At 68.8% G+C, this 14,113-nt stretch carries 14 protein-coding genes; 10 read left to right on the top strand and 4 right to left on the bottom strand.

All coding sequences use genetic code 11. The features are described from left to right. Positions 1 to 31: 31 nt before the first annotated feature. The gene (locus tag NV1_RS32270) at positions 32 to 685 is read right to left on the bottom strand and encodes a TetR/AcrR family transcriptional regulator (protein ID WP_157117506.1); all 654 of its coding nucleotides are present in this window, start codon (positions 683 to 685) and stop codon (positions 32 to 34) included. Positions 686 to 884: 199 nt separating this feature from the next. Between NV1_RS32270 and NV1_RS32275 the strand changes: the two genes are divergently transcribed. The 6 genes from NV1_RS32275 to atzF all read left to right on the top strand — a co-directional run bounded on the left by NV1_RS32275 (position 885) and on the right by atzF (position 8,064). Further along, complete coding sequence (locus NV1_RS32275; protein WP_067900132.1) at positions 885 to 2,390, top strand: amino acid permease; 1,506 nt, start codon at positions 885 to 887, stop codon at positions 2,388 to 2,390. Beyond that, a complete protein-coding gene (locus tag NV1_RS46500; protein WP_281181930.1) occupies positions 2,387 to 2,521 on the top strand; it encodes a hypothetical protein in 135 nt (44 codons plus the stop codon). The genes NV1_RS32275 and NV1_RS46500 overlap by 4 nt, the downstream gene beginning before the upstream one ends. Further along, positions 2,518 to 3,261 (top strand): DUF1989 domain-containing protein, encoded by a 744-nt coding sequence (locus tag NV1_RS32280; RefSeq protein WP_067900135.1) that lies wholly within the window; start codon positions 2,518 to 2,520, stop codon positions 3,259 to 3,261. Before NV1_RS46500 ends, NV1_RS32280 begins: the two co-directional genes overlap by 4 nt. A gap of 52 nt (positions 3,262 to 3,313) precedes the next feature. After that, positions 3,314 to 3,931 (top strand): urea amidolyase associated protein UAAP2, encoded by a 618-nt coding sequence (locus NV1_RS32285; protein WP_067900138.1) that lies wholly within the window; start codon positions 3,314 to 3,316, stop codon positions 3,929 to 3,931. A 61-nt stretch (positions 3,932 to 3,992) separates the two neighbouring features. Next, complete coding sequence (locus NV1_RS32290) at positions 3,993 to 6,359, top strand: 5-oxoprolinase/urea amidolyase family protein (RefSeq protein ID WP_084526071.1); 2,367 nt, start codon at positions 3,993 to 3,995, stop codon at positions 6,357 to 6,359. Next, entirely contained in the window at positions 6,325 to 8,064 is a 1,740-nt protein-coding gene (atzF, locus tag NV1_RS32295) for an allophanate hydrolase (RefSeq protein ID WP_281181931.1), read from the top strand. Before NV1_RS32290 ends, atzF begins: the two co-directional genes overlap by 35 nt. A gap of 51 nt (positions 8,065 to 8,115) precedes the next feature. Here the strand turns inward: atzF and NV1_RS32300 are convergent, their stop codons facing one another. Beyond that, a complete protein-coding gene (locus NV1_RS32300) occupies positions 8,116 to 9,411 on the bottom strand; it encodes an N-acetylmuramoyl-L-alanine amidase (protein ID WP_307630679.1) in 1,296 nt (431 codons plus the stop codon). Positions 9,412 to 9,626: 215 nt separating this feature from the next. Beyond that, a complete protein-coding gene (locus NV1_RS32305; RefSeq protein WP_067900144.1) occupies positions 9,627 to 10,070 on the bottom strand; it encodes a QcrA and Rieske domain-containing protein in 444 nt (147 codons plus the stop codon). A gap of 236 nt (positions 10,071 to 10,306) precedes the next feature. Here NV1_RS32305 and NV1_RS32310 point away from each other — a divergent pair, with 236 nt between their 5' ends. From NV1_RS32310 to NV1_RS32325, 4 genes are all read left to right on the top strand, one after another. Then, positions 10,307 to 10,711: an Rv1352/Rv1906c domain-containing protein gene (locus NV1_RS32310; RefSeq protein ID WP_067900351.1), complete on the top strand. Its 405-nt coding sequence runs from the start codon at positions 10,307 to 10,309 to the stop codon at positions 10,709 to 10,711. 168 nt (positions 10,712 to 10,879) lie between these two features. Beyond that, positions 10,880 to 11,974: a galactose-1-phosphate uridylyltransferase gene (galT, locus tag NV1_RS32315; RefSeq protein WP_067900148.1), complete on the top strand. Its 1,095-nt coding sequence runs from the start codon at positions 10,880 to 10,882 to the stop codon at positions 11,972 to 11,974. Then, the gene (gene galK / locus NV1_RS32320; protein WP_245714036.1) at positions 11,971 to 13,077 is read left to right on the top strand and encodes a galactokinase; all 1,107 of its coding nucleotides are present in this window, start codon (positions 11,971 to 11,973) and stop codon (positions 13,075 to 13,077) included. Before galT ends, galK begins: the two co-directional genes overlap by 4 nt. A 79-nt stretch (positions 13,078 to 13,156) precedes the next feature. Next, positions 13,157 to 13,558 carry a PaaI family thioesterase gene (locus tag NV1_RS32325; RefSeq protein ID WP_067900151.1) on the top strand — a complete coding sequence of 134 codons (402 nt, stop codon included), beginning with the start codon at positions 13,157 to 13,159 and terminating at the stop codon, positions 13,556 to 13,558. Here NV1_RS32325 and NV1_RS32330 read toward each other — a convergent pair. After that, positions 13,555 to 14,085 (bottom strand): MarR family winged helix-turn-helix transcriptional regulator, encoded by a 531-nt coding sequence (locus tag NV1_RS32330; RefSeq protein ID WP_245714037.1) that lies wholly within the window; start codon positions 14,083 to 14,085, stop codon positions 13,555 to 13,557. The genes NV1_RS32325 and NV1_RS32330 overlap by 4 nt on opposite strands. Positions 14,086 to 14,113: the final 28 nt, after the last annotated feature.

Below are 14,113 nucleotides of genomic sequence, written 5' to 3' on the forward strand. Positions count from 1 at the left end.
GGATCCACGCGAGGAAGGATCGACCCCGCCGTCATATGGCGAGGCGGTCCAGCAGTTCGGCGGCGGCGGCGCGGACCGGTGCCGGGTCGCGGTGCCGGCCGAGCATGCGCAGCACCGTGTCGGGGATCAGATGATCCGCCTCGCCCGGTGCGGCCCCCCGATCGGACCGGATGTTGATCACGCTCTCCACCAAGCGGAACGGCAGCGTGTGCGCATCGGCCGCGGAGCCGGTGGCCACGTCGGCGGCGAGACGCTCGTACTGTCCGCGCAATTCGGCACGGCGCAGCCGGAATTGCGCGAAACGCTCCGAGCGCAGTTCGGGCAGTAGATACAGCGCACCGAGATTCCAGCGCGTCGCGCACAGTTGCCGCACATCGAACCAGGCCAGGGCATAGAGGCGCACCTCCGGGGGTTCCGGCGTGGTGTCCAGCAGCGCCGCCAGATCCAGTGGCGCGGAGATCGTTTCGGACAGCAGCGCGTCGAGGATGTCGTCCTTGGCCCCGAAATGGTGATAGAGCGAGGCCTGCCGGATGCCGACGGCATCGGCGATGGCGCGAGTCGAAGTGCTCGCGTACCCCCGCGTGGTGAACAGTTCGGCGGCCGCGTCGAGGATTTCCGCGCGCGGGGTCGAGCCCCGGCGTCGCCGGGCCTCGAGGCGGGGACGGCCGGGTCCGGATTGCGTCACACCTGCCATTCTGGACCATCACCCCGCTCGCAGGCCCGTCACCTGGGCGGAGAGATTTCTGTCATTTGACAGAAATTCAGGCAACACAAAAGTTACCGGCGGTAGCGGACTGGATACATCGCCGTCACCGGCCGCGCGATCGGACTCGGAAAACTATCAGTCGATAGATATTGGCCACGACGCCGAAGGAACCCCGCCCATGGCCACCACCTTGTCCGTACCCCCATCCGACAGCGCCGACCTCGAGGCGTTCGGCTACCGGCCAGTCCTGCATCGCAAGCTCGGCCGCTACGCCTCGTTCGCGGCCGGATTCTCCTTCGTATCCATCCTCACCACCATTTTCCAGTTCTTCGGATTCGGGTACGGATTCGGCGGCGGAGCCTTCTTCTGGACCTGGCCGATCGTTTTCGCCGGGCAGTTCCTGGTAGCGCTGAACTTCGCCGAACTCGCCGCGCGATATCCGATCTCGGGTTGTATCTACCAGTGGTCGCGACGGCTGGCGGGCGAGGTGGTGGGCTGGTTCGCGGGCTGGATGATGATCATCGCTCAGATCGTCACCGCCGCGGCGGCCGCGATCGCCCTGCAGGTGGTGCTGCCGTCGATCTGGAGCGGATTCCAGCTTGTCGGCCACGATACCGCGCTGACCTCGAAATCCGGTGCGGCGAACGCGGTTCTGCTCGGCAGCATCCTGTTGGCGTTGACCACGGTGGTCAATGTGGTCGGCATCGAATTGATGGCGCGGATCAACACGATCGGCGTGACGGTCGAGATCATCGGGGTTCTCGCCACGATCGCGCTGTTCCTCACCCACACTCGTCGCGGACCGCACGTCGTGCTGGAACACAGCACCGCCGCACCCGGCGGGTATTGGGCCGCATTCCTGGTGTCCGCGTTGATGGCCGCCTATGTGATGGTCGGATTCGATTCCGCAGGTGAACTTTCCGAGGAGACCCGCAATCCGCGGCGGGTCGCGCCGCGCACGATTCTGTCCGCGCTGGGGGTCTCGGCAGTGGGGGGCGGGCTCATGCTGCTCGGCGCGCTCATGGCCGCACCGAGTCTCACCGACGGCAAACTGTCGACCGACGGCCTGGCATACGTCATCTCCGCGACCCTGGACAGCCCGGCGGGCAAGGTGCTGCTGTGCTGTGTGGCCATCGCGATCTCGGTGTGCACCTTGGCGATCCAGACCGCGGGGTCCCGTCTGATGTTCTCGATGGCCCGCGACGGGCGACTGCCGTTCGCGCGGCGCCTGGCAATGGTGCATCCCCGCTTCGGCACACCGGTGTTGCCATCGGTGGTGATCGGCGCGCTCGCCGTCGCACTGCTGGTGCTGAATCTCGGCAACGCGGCGATCTTCGCGACCCTGGCCAGCGTCTGCATCGTCATGCTGTACCTGGCCTACCTGCTGGTGACAGTTCCGTTGCTGATCCGGCGGCTGCGCGGTCCGGTCCGCAACCAGGACGGCCTGTTCTCCCTGGGGCGCTGGGGAATTCCGGTGAACGTGCTGGCCGTGATCTGGGGCGTCGCGATGGCAGTGAATCTGGCCTGGCCCCGCCCGGCGGTCTATACGCCCAACGGCGGCAGCTGGTGGATGCTCTGGGCCGCACCACTTTTCGTACTGCTGACGATCGCCGTCGGAGTGGTGGTGCACCGACTCGCTGCCGCGCCCGCTCGCGCTGCCGCGCCCGCGGTGCAACCCGCGTGACTCGCCGGGCCGGCGAGCGCACGGCCGCCGCCCATCCGGGATATCTGGGCCGCCCGGCCCTGGCCCTGCTGATCGCGGCGGCGATCAGCAGGGCCGTCACCGCCGCACGACATCGAAAGGACACACCATGACCAGCACCGCATCCACCACCGGGGCACGGGCGCACGCTCGCTCGCAGGCGGCGGCCGCGAGCATCACCGGGCCGGAGCTGCCCGCGGCCGTCGACGCCGCGAAAATCTGCTTCGCCCAACGAATTCCGGCGGGCGGATACGCGAATCTCGTGCTGGGCCGCGGCACCCGGATCCGGCTGTCCGATCCCGCGGGTGCGGCGTGCGCGCACATCATGCTGCTGCGCGCCGAATCCCCCTGGGAACGGCTCAATGTCGCGGATACGGTGAAGGTGCCGTGGCAGGCGTATCTGGGGCTCGGCCATCCGCTGCTCTCGGATCAGGGACGCGTCCTGGCCACGCTCGTCGCCGACTCGTCCCAGCGGCACGACGCGCTGTGCGGCCCGGGGCCCACCGCGCGCCGGTCGCTGCTGCTCGCCGCCGCCAAACATGGGCTGGGGCCACGCGATATCGGACCGACAGTGTCGCTGTTCCGTGGCGTGCGGGTCGGCCCGGACGGCGGACTCGTACCGACCGGCGGCGCCGGGGCGGGGTGCGCGGTCGACCTGATCACGCATCTGCCCGTCACGCTCCTGATCGCCGACGCCGAGCATCCCCTCGACCCGACCCCGCCCACCGAACTGGACGTCGTCGCCTGGCACGCCGCCGAGGATCTCGCCCGCATCCCGGGCGGGGAGCCCGAATACCAGCGAGCCGTGCAGAACACCGAACAGGCATGGCGCGCCGCGCACGCCCCGGCCTGAACGCCGCGCCAACCGTCGACCGAAACCCCGCCTCCCGGAACGGATCCCGCAGATGACCACCTCGGCACACACCGTGACGCTCGATCAGACCGTGCCCGCACGCAGTCCCTGGTCCGCCGTCGTCCCCGCCGGATCCCGGCTGGACATCATCGACCTGCACGGCAATCAGGCCGTCGACTGTCTGCTGTACTCGGCCGCCGATCACGCCGACCGGTACAGCGCTCAGGCCACGATCACCGCGCAGCGCAACATCTTCCTCACCACCGGCAGCGTCCTGCGCACCGACACCGGCACCGCCCTGATGACCGTGATCGCCGACGAGGTCGGCAATCACGACACCGTCGCCGGGGCCTGCTCCCAGGAGTCCAACACCCTGCGTTACGGCCAGCACACCCGCCACCAGCACGCCTGCGTCGAGAACTTCCTGGCCGAGGGCATGAAATGGGGCCTGGGCAAACGGGATCTGGTCTCGAACATCAACTGGTTCATGAACGTCCCGGTGGAGGCCGACGGCACGCTGGGGATCGTCGACGGCCGATCGGCCCCCGGCAAGAGCCTGTCCCTGCGGGCCGAGATCGACACCCTCGTCCTGATCTCCAACTGCCCGCAGATCAACAACCCCTGCAACGGATTCGACCCCACCCCCGTGCGCATGGTCGTCTCACGCTGAGCGAGTGGCGAGTTCCCGAATTCACCGCAGCACAGCCGCATTCGCCCAGGAGGTACGAGCAATGACCGACACCGCACCGCCCCTCGCACCGATCGCACGTGCGGCCGCGCCCCGCAGGCGCCCCCTCGGCACGCCCCCGCACTCGGCCGAAACCACCGGAGACCGCTCACCCGAACGCACCGCGATCACCACCCCCGCGGCAGCACCCGGCACCGATGACACGGCCGACTCTCCAACCCGGAATACGTTCTTCGACAACGAAACCCGGGCGAGCATCAACGGCAATGGCAAACCCGCGCCCCGCGCGGGCGACTCCGGGCCCGCCGATGCGATCGCGCCCACGTCGACCGCCGCGAGCACCTCACTCGGCGAGGCACGAGCAGCTGAGGACGCCGTATCGGCGGACGGCGCGGCGGGAGAGGTCGGCGCATTGCCGGCGGACGAATCGACGACAACGCCTTGCGATATCCGGGTGCTGCGGCCGGGAATGCTGACGACCGTGCAGGATTGGCCGGGGCGGGTGGGTTTCTGGCATGTGGGAGTGCCGCCGTCGGGGCCGATGGACGATCTGTCGTTCCGGCTGGGGAATCGGGCTCTCGGCAACGCCGAGGGTGCGGCGGGAATCGAATGCACGCTGAGCGGCCCGGCACTGCGATTCGAGCGGCCCACACTTGTCTGTGTGACCGGAGCGCCCGCGGTGGTGACCGTGGACGGGGTACCGGTGCCGCAGTGGCGCACGGTGCGGGTGCCGGCGGGCGGTGTGCTGGACGTGGGCGCGATGACAGGGCCCGGCATGCGCAGTTACATCCTGTTCGCGGGCGGGCTCGCGATTCCCGGATACCTCGGCAGTGCGGCGACTTTCACCCTCGGCGGATTCGGCGGGAACACCGGGGCGGCACTGCGTACCGGAGACCGGTTGGCCCTCGGCCCGGCCACCGGCGCACCCGGGTCCGCAGTGCCCGCCGACGATCGTCCGATGCTGTCACGACGCTGGGAACTGGCCGTTACCGAGGGCCCGCACGGGGCGCCGGAGTTCTTCACGCGCAACGACATCGACGCCATCCTCGGCTCCGACTATCAGGTGCATTTCAACTCGGATCGAACCGGCGTACGACTCGTCGGCCCCAAACCGCAATGGGCCCGCGCCGACGGCGGCGAGGCCGGACTGCATCCGTCCAATATCCATGACACCGCGTATTCGGTGGGCGCACTGGACTTCACCGGCGACACCCCGATCCTGCTCGGACCGGACGGACCGAGCCTGGGCGGGTTCGTCTGCCCGATCACCGTGACGGCCGCGGACCGGTGGAAGCTCGGTCAGCTCGCCCCGGGCGACACCGTCCGGTTCGTTCCGGTGCGAGCCGATCGAGTCGCCTCACCGCACGTTCTCGGCCCGGCGCGACGCGCGGGCTGGCCGTTCGTCCGCTCGACCGCCCGAGACGGCGATGACGGCGTCCTGGCCCGCACCGACGCCGACGACACCACCACGGTCACCTATCGCAGGGCGGGCGAGGACGGCGTACTCGTCGAATATGGCGACATGGCACTGGATCTCGGGCTCCGGGCGCGTGTGCACGCACTGTACGAACATCTGCGCGAGCGTGGTGAGCCGAGCATCACCGAGCTGACACCGGGCGTGCGCTCACTGCAGATCCGCTTCGATCCCGACCGGCTGCCGACCGCGAAACTGCTCACGCTGCTGCGCGAAGTGGAATCGCTCCTACCGGCCGCCGACGAACTCGTGGTACCCAGCCGAACCGTGCATCTGCCGCTGTCGTGGGACGATCCGGCCACCCGGGAGGCGATCACCCGCTACATGCACGGCGTCCGCGCGGACGCGCCCTGGTGCCCGTGGAATATCGAATTCATCCGCAGAATGAACGGACTCGCCACCGTGCGTGAGGTTTTCGACACCGTATTCGCCGCGGAATATCTGGTCCTCGGCCTGGGTGATGTGTATCTCGGTGCGCCTGTGGCCACCCCGACCGATCCTCGGCATCGGCTCGTCACCACGAAATACAATCCGGCCCGCACCTGGACGCCGCAGAACGCGGTCGGCATCGGCGGCGCGTATCTGTGCGTCTACGGTATGGAAGGGCCGGGCGGCTACCAGTTCGTCGGGCGGACCACTCAGGTATGGCGTCACCATTCCACCGATGGCGAATCACCTTGGCTGCTACGGTATTTCGACCGCATTCGATGGTATTCCGTCGAGGCCGACGAACTGGTGGACCTGCGCGCGGAATTCGCCGCCGGACGTGGTGAGCTGCGGGCACAGAACGGCGAATTCCGGCTGGCGGACCACCGTCGCTTCCTGGCCGCCAACGCCGCCTCGATCGAGGAGTTCCGCACCCGGCAGCAGCACGCCTTCGCTGCCGAGCGCCAATCCTGGCGTGCGGCAGGCGAACTCGCCGAGTCCACGCGATGACTCTGGGCCACAGCATGTTCCGCGCCGACAGCGACGTGCCGACCGCAAGGTCCGCACACGAGGAGATCAGACCATGACCGTGTGGATTCATCGACCGCCCCAGGAGTCGATCGCCGCGCGGCTCGCGAGCGCCCGGGGCGAGCTCGCCGGGCTGCGGGTGGCCGTGAAGGACAACGTCGACGTCGCCGGAATGCCCACGACCGCAGGGTGTCCGGAGTTCGCCTACACCCCCGAGCGGGATGCACCGGCGGTCGCGGCCCTGCGCGCGGCCGGAGCGGTCGTGGTGGGCAAGACGAATCTGGACCAGTTCGCGACCGGGCTGGTCGGCACGCGATCCCCCTACGGCGCGGTCCGGGACCTGCGGCGGCCCGAATTCGTCTCGGGCGGTTCGAGTTCGGGTTCCGCGATAGCGGTCGCGAGCGGCGAGGCCGATATCGCCATCGGCACCGATACCGCTGGCTCGGGTCGGGTGCCTGCGGCGTTCCAGGGAATCGTCGGTATCAAACCGACCGTCGGGACGGTGTCGACCCAGGGCGTGGTCCCGGCCTGCCGGTCCTACGATTGCGTGACGATCTTCGCCGCCGACCTGTACCTGGCGAATCGGGCCATGGGCGTGCTCGCGGCGCATGCGGGTGATCGCGCCTGGCCCGCCGACGTGCGGTTCGCCGCACCGCAGCAACCCGTGGTAGCGGTATTCGACGCACTGCCCGATCTGGATCCGCTGTGGCACGCGGCCTTCGAACGGACGGTGCGGGGATTGCGGGACTCCGGCGCGCGGATCGTCACGGTGGATGCGGAGCCTTTCCTGACCGCGGCCCGGCTGCTGTACGACGGCGCGCTGGTCGCCGAACGATATGCCGCGGTAGGCGAATTCGTCGATGCGCGACCCGATGCGGTCGACCCCACGGTCCGCTCGATCATCCGTGCGGCCCGCGACGTGCCGGCTCACCGGCTGGTATCGGATCTGGCCGCGCTGCAACAGTTGCGCGCTCGCGCGCTGGCGAGCCTGGCCGGCGCGGACGTGCTGCTCACCCCCACGGCCCCCGCACAGCCGACGATCGCGGAGGTCGCCGCCGATCCGATCGGCGTCAATTCCCGGATCGGGATCTACACGAACTTCTGCAATCTGTTCGACCTGTGCGCGGTCGCGGTGCCCGCCGGGACCGCGGGCGGAGCCCAGTTCGGCGTCACCGTATTGGCCAGGCCCTTCGAGGATGCGGTCGCTCTCGATATCGCCGCCCGGATTCCGCACGGCGACAACGAATCCCGGCCTGCCCCGGAGACGAGCTGGCCACTGCGCACCGCCCCCGCGCACGAGCTGATCGTCTTCGGCGCCCATCTGCGCGACCAGCCACTGGCGCATCAGCTCACCGACATGGGGGCGCGGTGGATGGGGGCGGTGCGCACCGCGCCGCGGTACCGGCTGGCCGTTCTGGACACCGACCCCCCGAAACCCGCCGTGACCCGTCGGCCGGACGATATCGCGGGAGTCGCCGTGGCCGGGGAGCGCTGGCGGCTCTCCCCTGCCGCGCTCGGCCGCTTCCTCGCCCGGTTGCCCGCCCCCATGCAACTGGGCGCGGTGGAACTCGACGACGGCACCTGGCACACCGCCTTCGGATGTGACGGCGCTGCCGCCCTTTCGGGCAAGGACATCAGCGAATACGGCGGTTGGCGTGCCGCACTCGCCGCGGGCGCGGTCGGCTGAAAAGCGCCCTGCCGCACGAGACGTACGACAGGGCGCGGGTGGATCGCGGAACTATTTGGTGAAGGTTGTGGCCGCGTTGCCCGCGACGCCGAGCAAGGTCGACACCAGGGTGGTGGCGAGGTTGATCAATTCCGAATTCGCCACGTCGCCCAGGCCCAGGGAGGTGGCCAGCGGTGCGAGCAATTGGGCGGCCCAGGTGACCAATGTTCTCACCGTGGAGTTCGGATCGGCGGAATTGGTTGTACCGGGCTGTGTTCCGGTGCCCGGATCGGTGCTCGCCTGGGGGGTCGCGCCGGGTGTGTTCTGGTACTGCGGCGCGGTACCGGAGGTGGCCTGCGGCTGGGTGGTCCCCGGGGTGTACGCATCGGGCGTGCTCTGTTGCGGCACAGCCGGTGTCGTGGCCGTGGGTGTGGAATTGACTGCGGGAGCGGCGTTCTGCGGAGCGTTACCGTCGTTCGCCGCCGGAGCCGCACTCGGCTGCGGAGCCGCACTCGGCTGCGGAACCGGGACGGCTGCGGCCGATCCGCTGGGCACGGACCCGAGCAGATAGGTCACCAGCCCGGTCGTGATGGCGATCGCGTGTTTGATCTGCCCCTCGTTGGAGACCAGCTGCGCCGCGTCATTCTTGTTGGCGCCGTTGCCCATCTCGATGAACACATCCGGCACCTCGGTCAACGCGGGCCCGGCGATATCGGAGCGGGTCTGCAGTCCGTCGACGGCCCCGGCATAGCTCGCCGCCGTGAACCCGGCCCGCTTGTAGGCGTCGCGCACCGATTTGCTGGCGGCCAGTCCGGCGGTGGCCTGCACCTGCGCGGCCTTGGCATCCGGGACCGGCAGCTTCGGGATGATCAGGTGGAAGCCGTGCTCCTGCGCGGGTGCGCTGTCGGCGTGGATGCTGATCGCGACATCGGCGCCCGAACGATTGGCCGCCGCGGCCCGCTCGTCGACGCAGCCGCCCCATCCGGTGTCGTCCTGACGGCTCAGCACCACCCGCGCGCCCAGCACTTCGAGCGACTGCTTGACGAGGCCGGCAACCTTCCAGTTGATGGTGTGCTCGGGCGTGCCGTCCAGGGCCGTCATCCCGGTGGTCTGACATTCCTTGGTGCCGCCGTAGCCATTGTTGACCGGGCGGGCGAGATTCTGCCCGGATCCCTGGTGCCCGGGATCGAGAAATACCGTCTTACCTGCTAGTTTGGTCGACATGTTGGACGGCGCCTGCGCGGGCGCGGCAGGGGCGCCCGAGGCTGTCGGCACGAGTCCCGCACCGGCGGCGACAGTCGTGACGACAAGGCACAGACCTGCCCTGATGAATTTCGGCTTGCGATAGAACAGCTGACGAGAGAACACAACGCCCTCCAAGTCCCGTGCTGGTACCGGTCTCGCGGTGCCAATGAGCACAGCCGGGGCGGCGTACCGCCCTAGCTGTTACTGCTGTTGCGGTTGTTACGGGGGAGCATAGCGACATTCCGGTTCACTGTCGCCTTTCACCCCCCTTTCACAGCATTCCGCAACATTTCGGCATCCGATAATTGGGGGCGGTCGCGCCTAGGGCGCGCACGATCTCAGGCGCGCACGATATTGCCTCCCTGCACCTTCACCGGATGCGAATCCAGCGGGCGGGCGGCGGGGCCGTGGGCGACAGTGCCGTCGAGATGGAAGGCGCTTCCGTGACAAGGACATTCGATCACGCCGTTGGCGACCTTGTTGACCTTGCAACCAGCATGGGTACAGGTCGTGGAGAAGCCGGAGAAGGTGCCCGCGACCGGCTGGGTCACGACGGTGTCGCCGACGATCACCCCGCCGCCGACGGGAACGTCCGAAGTGCTGGTCAGTGGTGCGACGCCCTGACCACCGGGGGCGGTGGAGGCCGCCGAGGACTTTTCCGCGGAGGACGAATCGTCCGAACTACAGGCGGCGGCAAGGCTCAGCGCGGCCGCGGCGACACCGGCACCGGCCAGGGCCGTGCGGCGGTCGAGCGGGTTCGCGATCGGATCGTTCCGGGACATGGTTTCTCCTCACCGGGGAGCCGCGGGCAAACCAGCACGATCCGCGTCACCCCTTCGGCGGTCGGGGCAAGTTCGATCGAGGCGAACGATACGGGTGCGTAGTCGTGCGACACCACAAATTTCCGCGATTCGATCAATTCACCCGCGCGACTCTGATAAACACCCCGGGAAGGTGCGGGGAACGCCCGCCGCGCCGCCGAATGGCGGCGGCACAGATCAGTTCGAGGAGGACCACCGTGCGTGCCAGCACGCTTGCGATCGCCGGGGCCATGGCTTCGACGGCCACACTGCTCGCGTCGGGGACGGCCGGCGCCGCTCCGGCCAAATCCATGCCCGGCGACGGGCTCTATCGCGTGGGCGTGGACATCACCCCCGGTATCTACCAGTCGGCCGGACCGGCCGATCCCGCGCACGCGTGTTTCTGGGAGCGGCTGTGGAAGATTCCCGCTCCGAACGATCACAGTGATCCGAACCAGTACATCGTCGCCAGCGACCTCACCCACCAGCGGCCGGTCCGGGTGATGATCAAGTCGACCGACGTCGCGTTCAAAGCGACCGGCTGCGGCGGCTGGGTGATGGTTCCCCCGCCGCCGAACACCGGCTCCTACGGTCCCGGCGGCCTGTTCGGCAGCGAATACTGACCTTCGGCGAGAACGTCTCCGGCGCTTTGCCGGACGTTTTCGCACCGCCCTGATGTGAGCGCTCACACGCTTCCCGTGTACTGTCCGGTCCGACTCTCACCTGTCTCGATCGGAGGTTGGCATGGCGCTCGTACCTGACCAGATGTTCACACCGCAGCGGGCCCGCCGGTGATCACCACCCGCCGTCGCCTCGCCGATGGCCGCGAGATCCTCTACTTCGATCAGGACCCGGTGAACCGCACCGCCACCGACACCCGCGAGCTGCCGCGGACCACCACCCATTCGCAGGCGCGATTCGATCCGCTGCTGGGCGAATGGGTGGTGCTCGCCTCGCATCGCCAGAGCCGCACCTTCCTGCCTCCGGCGGATCTGTGTCCGCTGTGCCCGTCGACCCCGGACCGGGCCACCGAGATCCCCGAATCCGATTACGAGATAGTGGTTTTCGAGAATCGTTTCCCCGCACTGTCCACCGATCACGCCGAGTGGCCGGATGCTGTCGAGGGTTCGCCGCTCACCGCGCTGCGCGAGGGGTACGGACGCTGTGAAGTGGTGTGCTTCACCAGCGTTCACGACTCCTCCTTCGATCGGCTGGACCCCGCACGCGCGCGCATGGTGGTCGACGTGTGGGCGCATCGCACGGCCGAACTGGCCGAATCGGACGGCGTCGGCCAGGTGTTCTGCTTCGAGAATCACGGTGCGGAGATCGGGGTCACGCTGTCGCATCCGCACGGGCAGATCTACGCCTACCCGTTCGTCACGCCGCGCGTGGCGAAGATCTCCGGCAACGTCGCGAAGTACCGGAAAGCACACGGCGGCAACCTGTTCGGCGAACTGATCACCGCCGAGCGCAGCGCCGGACTGCGAGTGGTCGCGGCCAACGAGGAGTGGACCGCCTTCGTGCCGCCGTTCGCCCGCTGGCCCTATGAGGTGCAGCTGTATCCGCACCGCCGGGTGGCCGACATCCCCGACCTCGACGACGCCCAGCGCGAGGCGTTTGCCGTGCTGTACCTGGACGTGCTCGGCCGCTTCGCGCGCCGCTTCGACACCCCGATGCCGTACGTCGCCGCCTGGAATCAGGCCCCGACTCCGAGAACCGGTGTCCCCCGCGATGATTGGTGGCTGAACATGCAACTGTTCTCGATCCGCCGCGCCGCGGGCAAACTCAAGTATCTGGCCGGATCCGAGTCCGGTATGAACGTCTTCATCAGTGACACCACCCCCGAGACGGTCGCGGCCGAGTTGCGGGAGGTCGCCACATCGTGAGTGCCGTGGAGCGCGGTGTCTGGGTCGCTCCCGGGCGCGTCAACATCATCGGCGAGCACACCGATTACAACGATGGCTATGCGCTGCCGATCGCGCTGCCGCATGTGGTGCGGTGTACCGCGAAGGCCGAATACGATGCGCGGGTGACGGTTTCGTCGCGTCAGCATTCCGGGGAGATGATCGGCGAGCCGATCGCCGGGCTCGCGGATTCGAGCGTGACGGGCTGGGCGCGTTATCCCCTCGGCGTCGTCCACGAGTACGTCCGGCGCGGATATCCGATTCCGGGCGTGCGGCTCGAACTCGACGGCGCGGTACCGGTCGGTGCGGGCCTGTCCTCTTCGGCGGCGGTGGAGTGTGCGGTGGCGATCGCGCTGCGCGATCTGTTCGATCTGCCGATCACCGATGCCGAGTTGATCGATATCGGCCGGGCCGCGGAGAACTCGTACGTCGGCGCGGCCACCGGCACCCTCGATCAGTCCGCGTCGGTGTTGTGCACGGCCGGGCACGCGCTGTTCCTGGACTTCGGCCGCGGCGAGCACGACCAGGTGCCGTTCGACCTGGCCGCGGCCGGTCTGGCGCTGCTGGTCGCGGACACCAACACCCCGCATCAGCACGCCGGTGGCGGCTACGCCCAGCGCCGCCGGGAATGCGAGGAGGCCGCGGCCGCGCTCGGGGTGCGCTCGTTGCGCGAGATCACCGATATCGCCGACGTCGAGCGGATCACCGCGGACGCGCCGCGGCGCCGGGCCCGGCACATCGTCTCGGAGAACGCCCGGGTGCTCGAGGTGGTGCGGATGCTGCACAGCGGCCGTGATCCGCGCGAGATCGGACCGATCCTGACCGCCGGACACGCCTCGCTGCGGGACGATTTCGAGATCTCCACACCGCAACTGGACGCCGCGGTCGAGGCGGCGCTGGTGGCGGGTGCGCACGGCGCGCGCATGGTCGGCGGCGGATTCGGCGGCAGCATCATCGCCCTGGTCGACACCGACCGGCTCGACGCGACGGTGGCCGGTATCGAAACCCGTTTCCGCAAGGAGGATTTCGCGCGGCCGCGCACCTTCGTCGCGGTGCCCTCGGACGGTGCGCGCCGGGAATCGTGAGGACCCGGCCGGGCGATGACGCCCGGCCATTACCTCCGAGGTCATCGACGCATGGCCCAGGGTCCGGCAGGCTCACGGCATGATCGATACCGAGGGAACCCAGCTGTTCCACACGACCATGCCGTTCACCGAGAAACTCGGCGTCGAGGTGCTCGAACACGGACGCGAGGTCGTGCGCAGCCGCCTGGCCTGGCAGGAAGATCTGTGCACGCTGGGCGGGGTGCTGCACGGGGGCGTGCTGATGTCCCTGGCCGATGCCACCGCGGCGGTGTCCGCGTTCCTGAATCTGCCGGAGGGCGCGCAGGGCACGACGACGGTGGAATCGAAGACGAACTTCGTGCGCGCGATCCGATCCGGCTACGCGGTGGCGACCGCGCGCCCGCTGCACGCCGGACGTCGCTTCATCGTCGTGGAGACCGAAATCCATGACGATGCAGGCGCACTCGTCGGCAAGACCACTCAGACCCAGGCCGTGCTCTAATCCCTCCGCTGCGGCGGAGCGCCCCGGTCCCCCTCCCCCGCGGCGATTTCATCCACCCACGCCTGCAGACCGGCGATGAAGCCGTGCTGTTCCTCGGGCGTGAGCCGACTCATCGCGCGGAACAATCCCACACTGCGCCGGGCGAGGAATTCCTCGAAGGCCGCGCGGTACTCCGGCGCGGCCGACAGAAGGGTGCGGCGATGATCGGCCGGATCGTTCCGCCGCTGTAGCAGTCCGGCGCGGGTGAGCTCCCCGCTGAGCTGGCTGGCGTTGGTGAGCCCGAGGCCCAACTGCCGGGCCACCTCGGTCACACTCGCCGGCCCCGAGGACACCACGAAGCCCAGTACCGCGCCGTGCCGAGGCCCCAGTCCCGCCTGCTCGAACACCTTCAAGATCACCGGGGGCATATCGTTCCGGGCGCGCCGGAGATAGGCGGAGACCATGGGCACGAGCATCGTCAGCCGACGTCGTTGCTCCGCGCTCACCCTCGATGTCACATCCGCGCTCTCCGCCGATGCCTCTTCCACTGCGCCTCCCGGTCCCTCTTGACAGCAC

It is taken from the genome of Nocardia vaccinii NBRC 15922, from assembly GCF_001613305.1.
In the GTDB taxonomy this organism is placed as follows: Bacteria; Actinomycetota; Actinomycetes; order Mycobacteriales; family Mycobacteriaceae; genus Nocardia; species Nocardia vaccinii.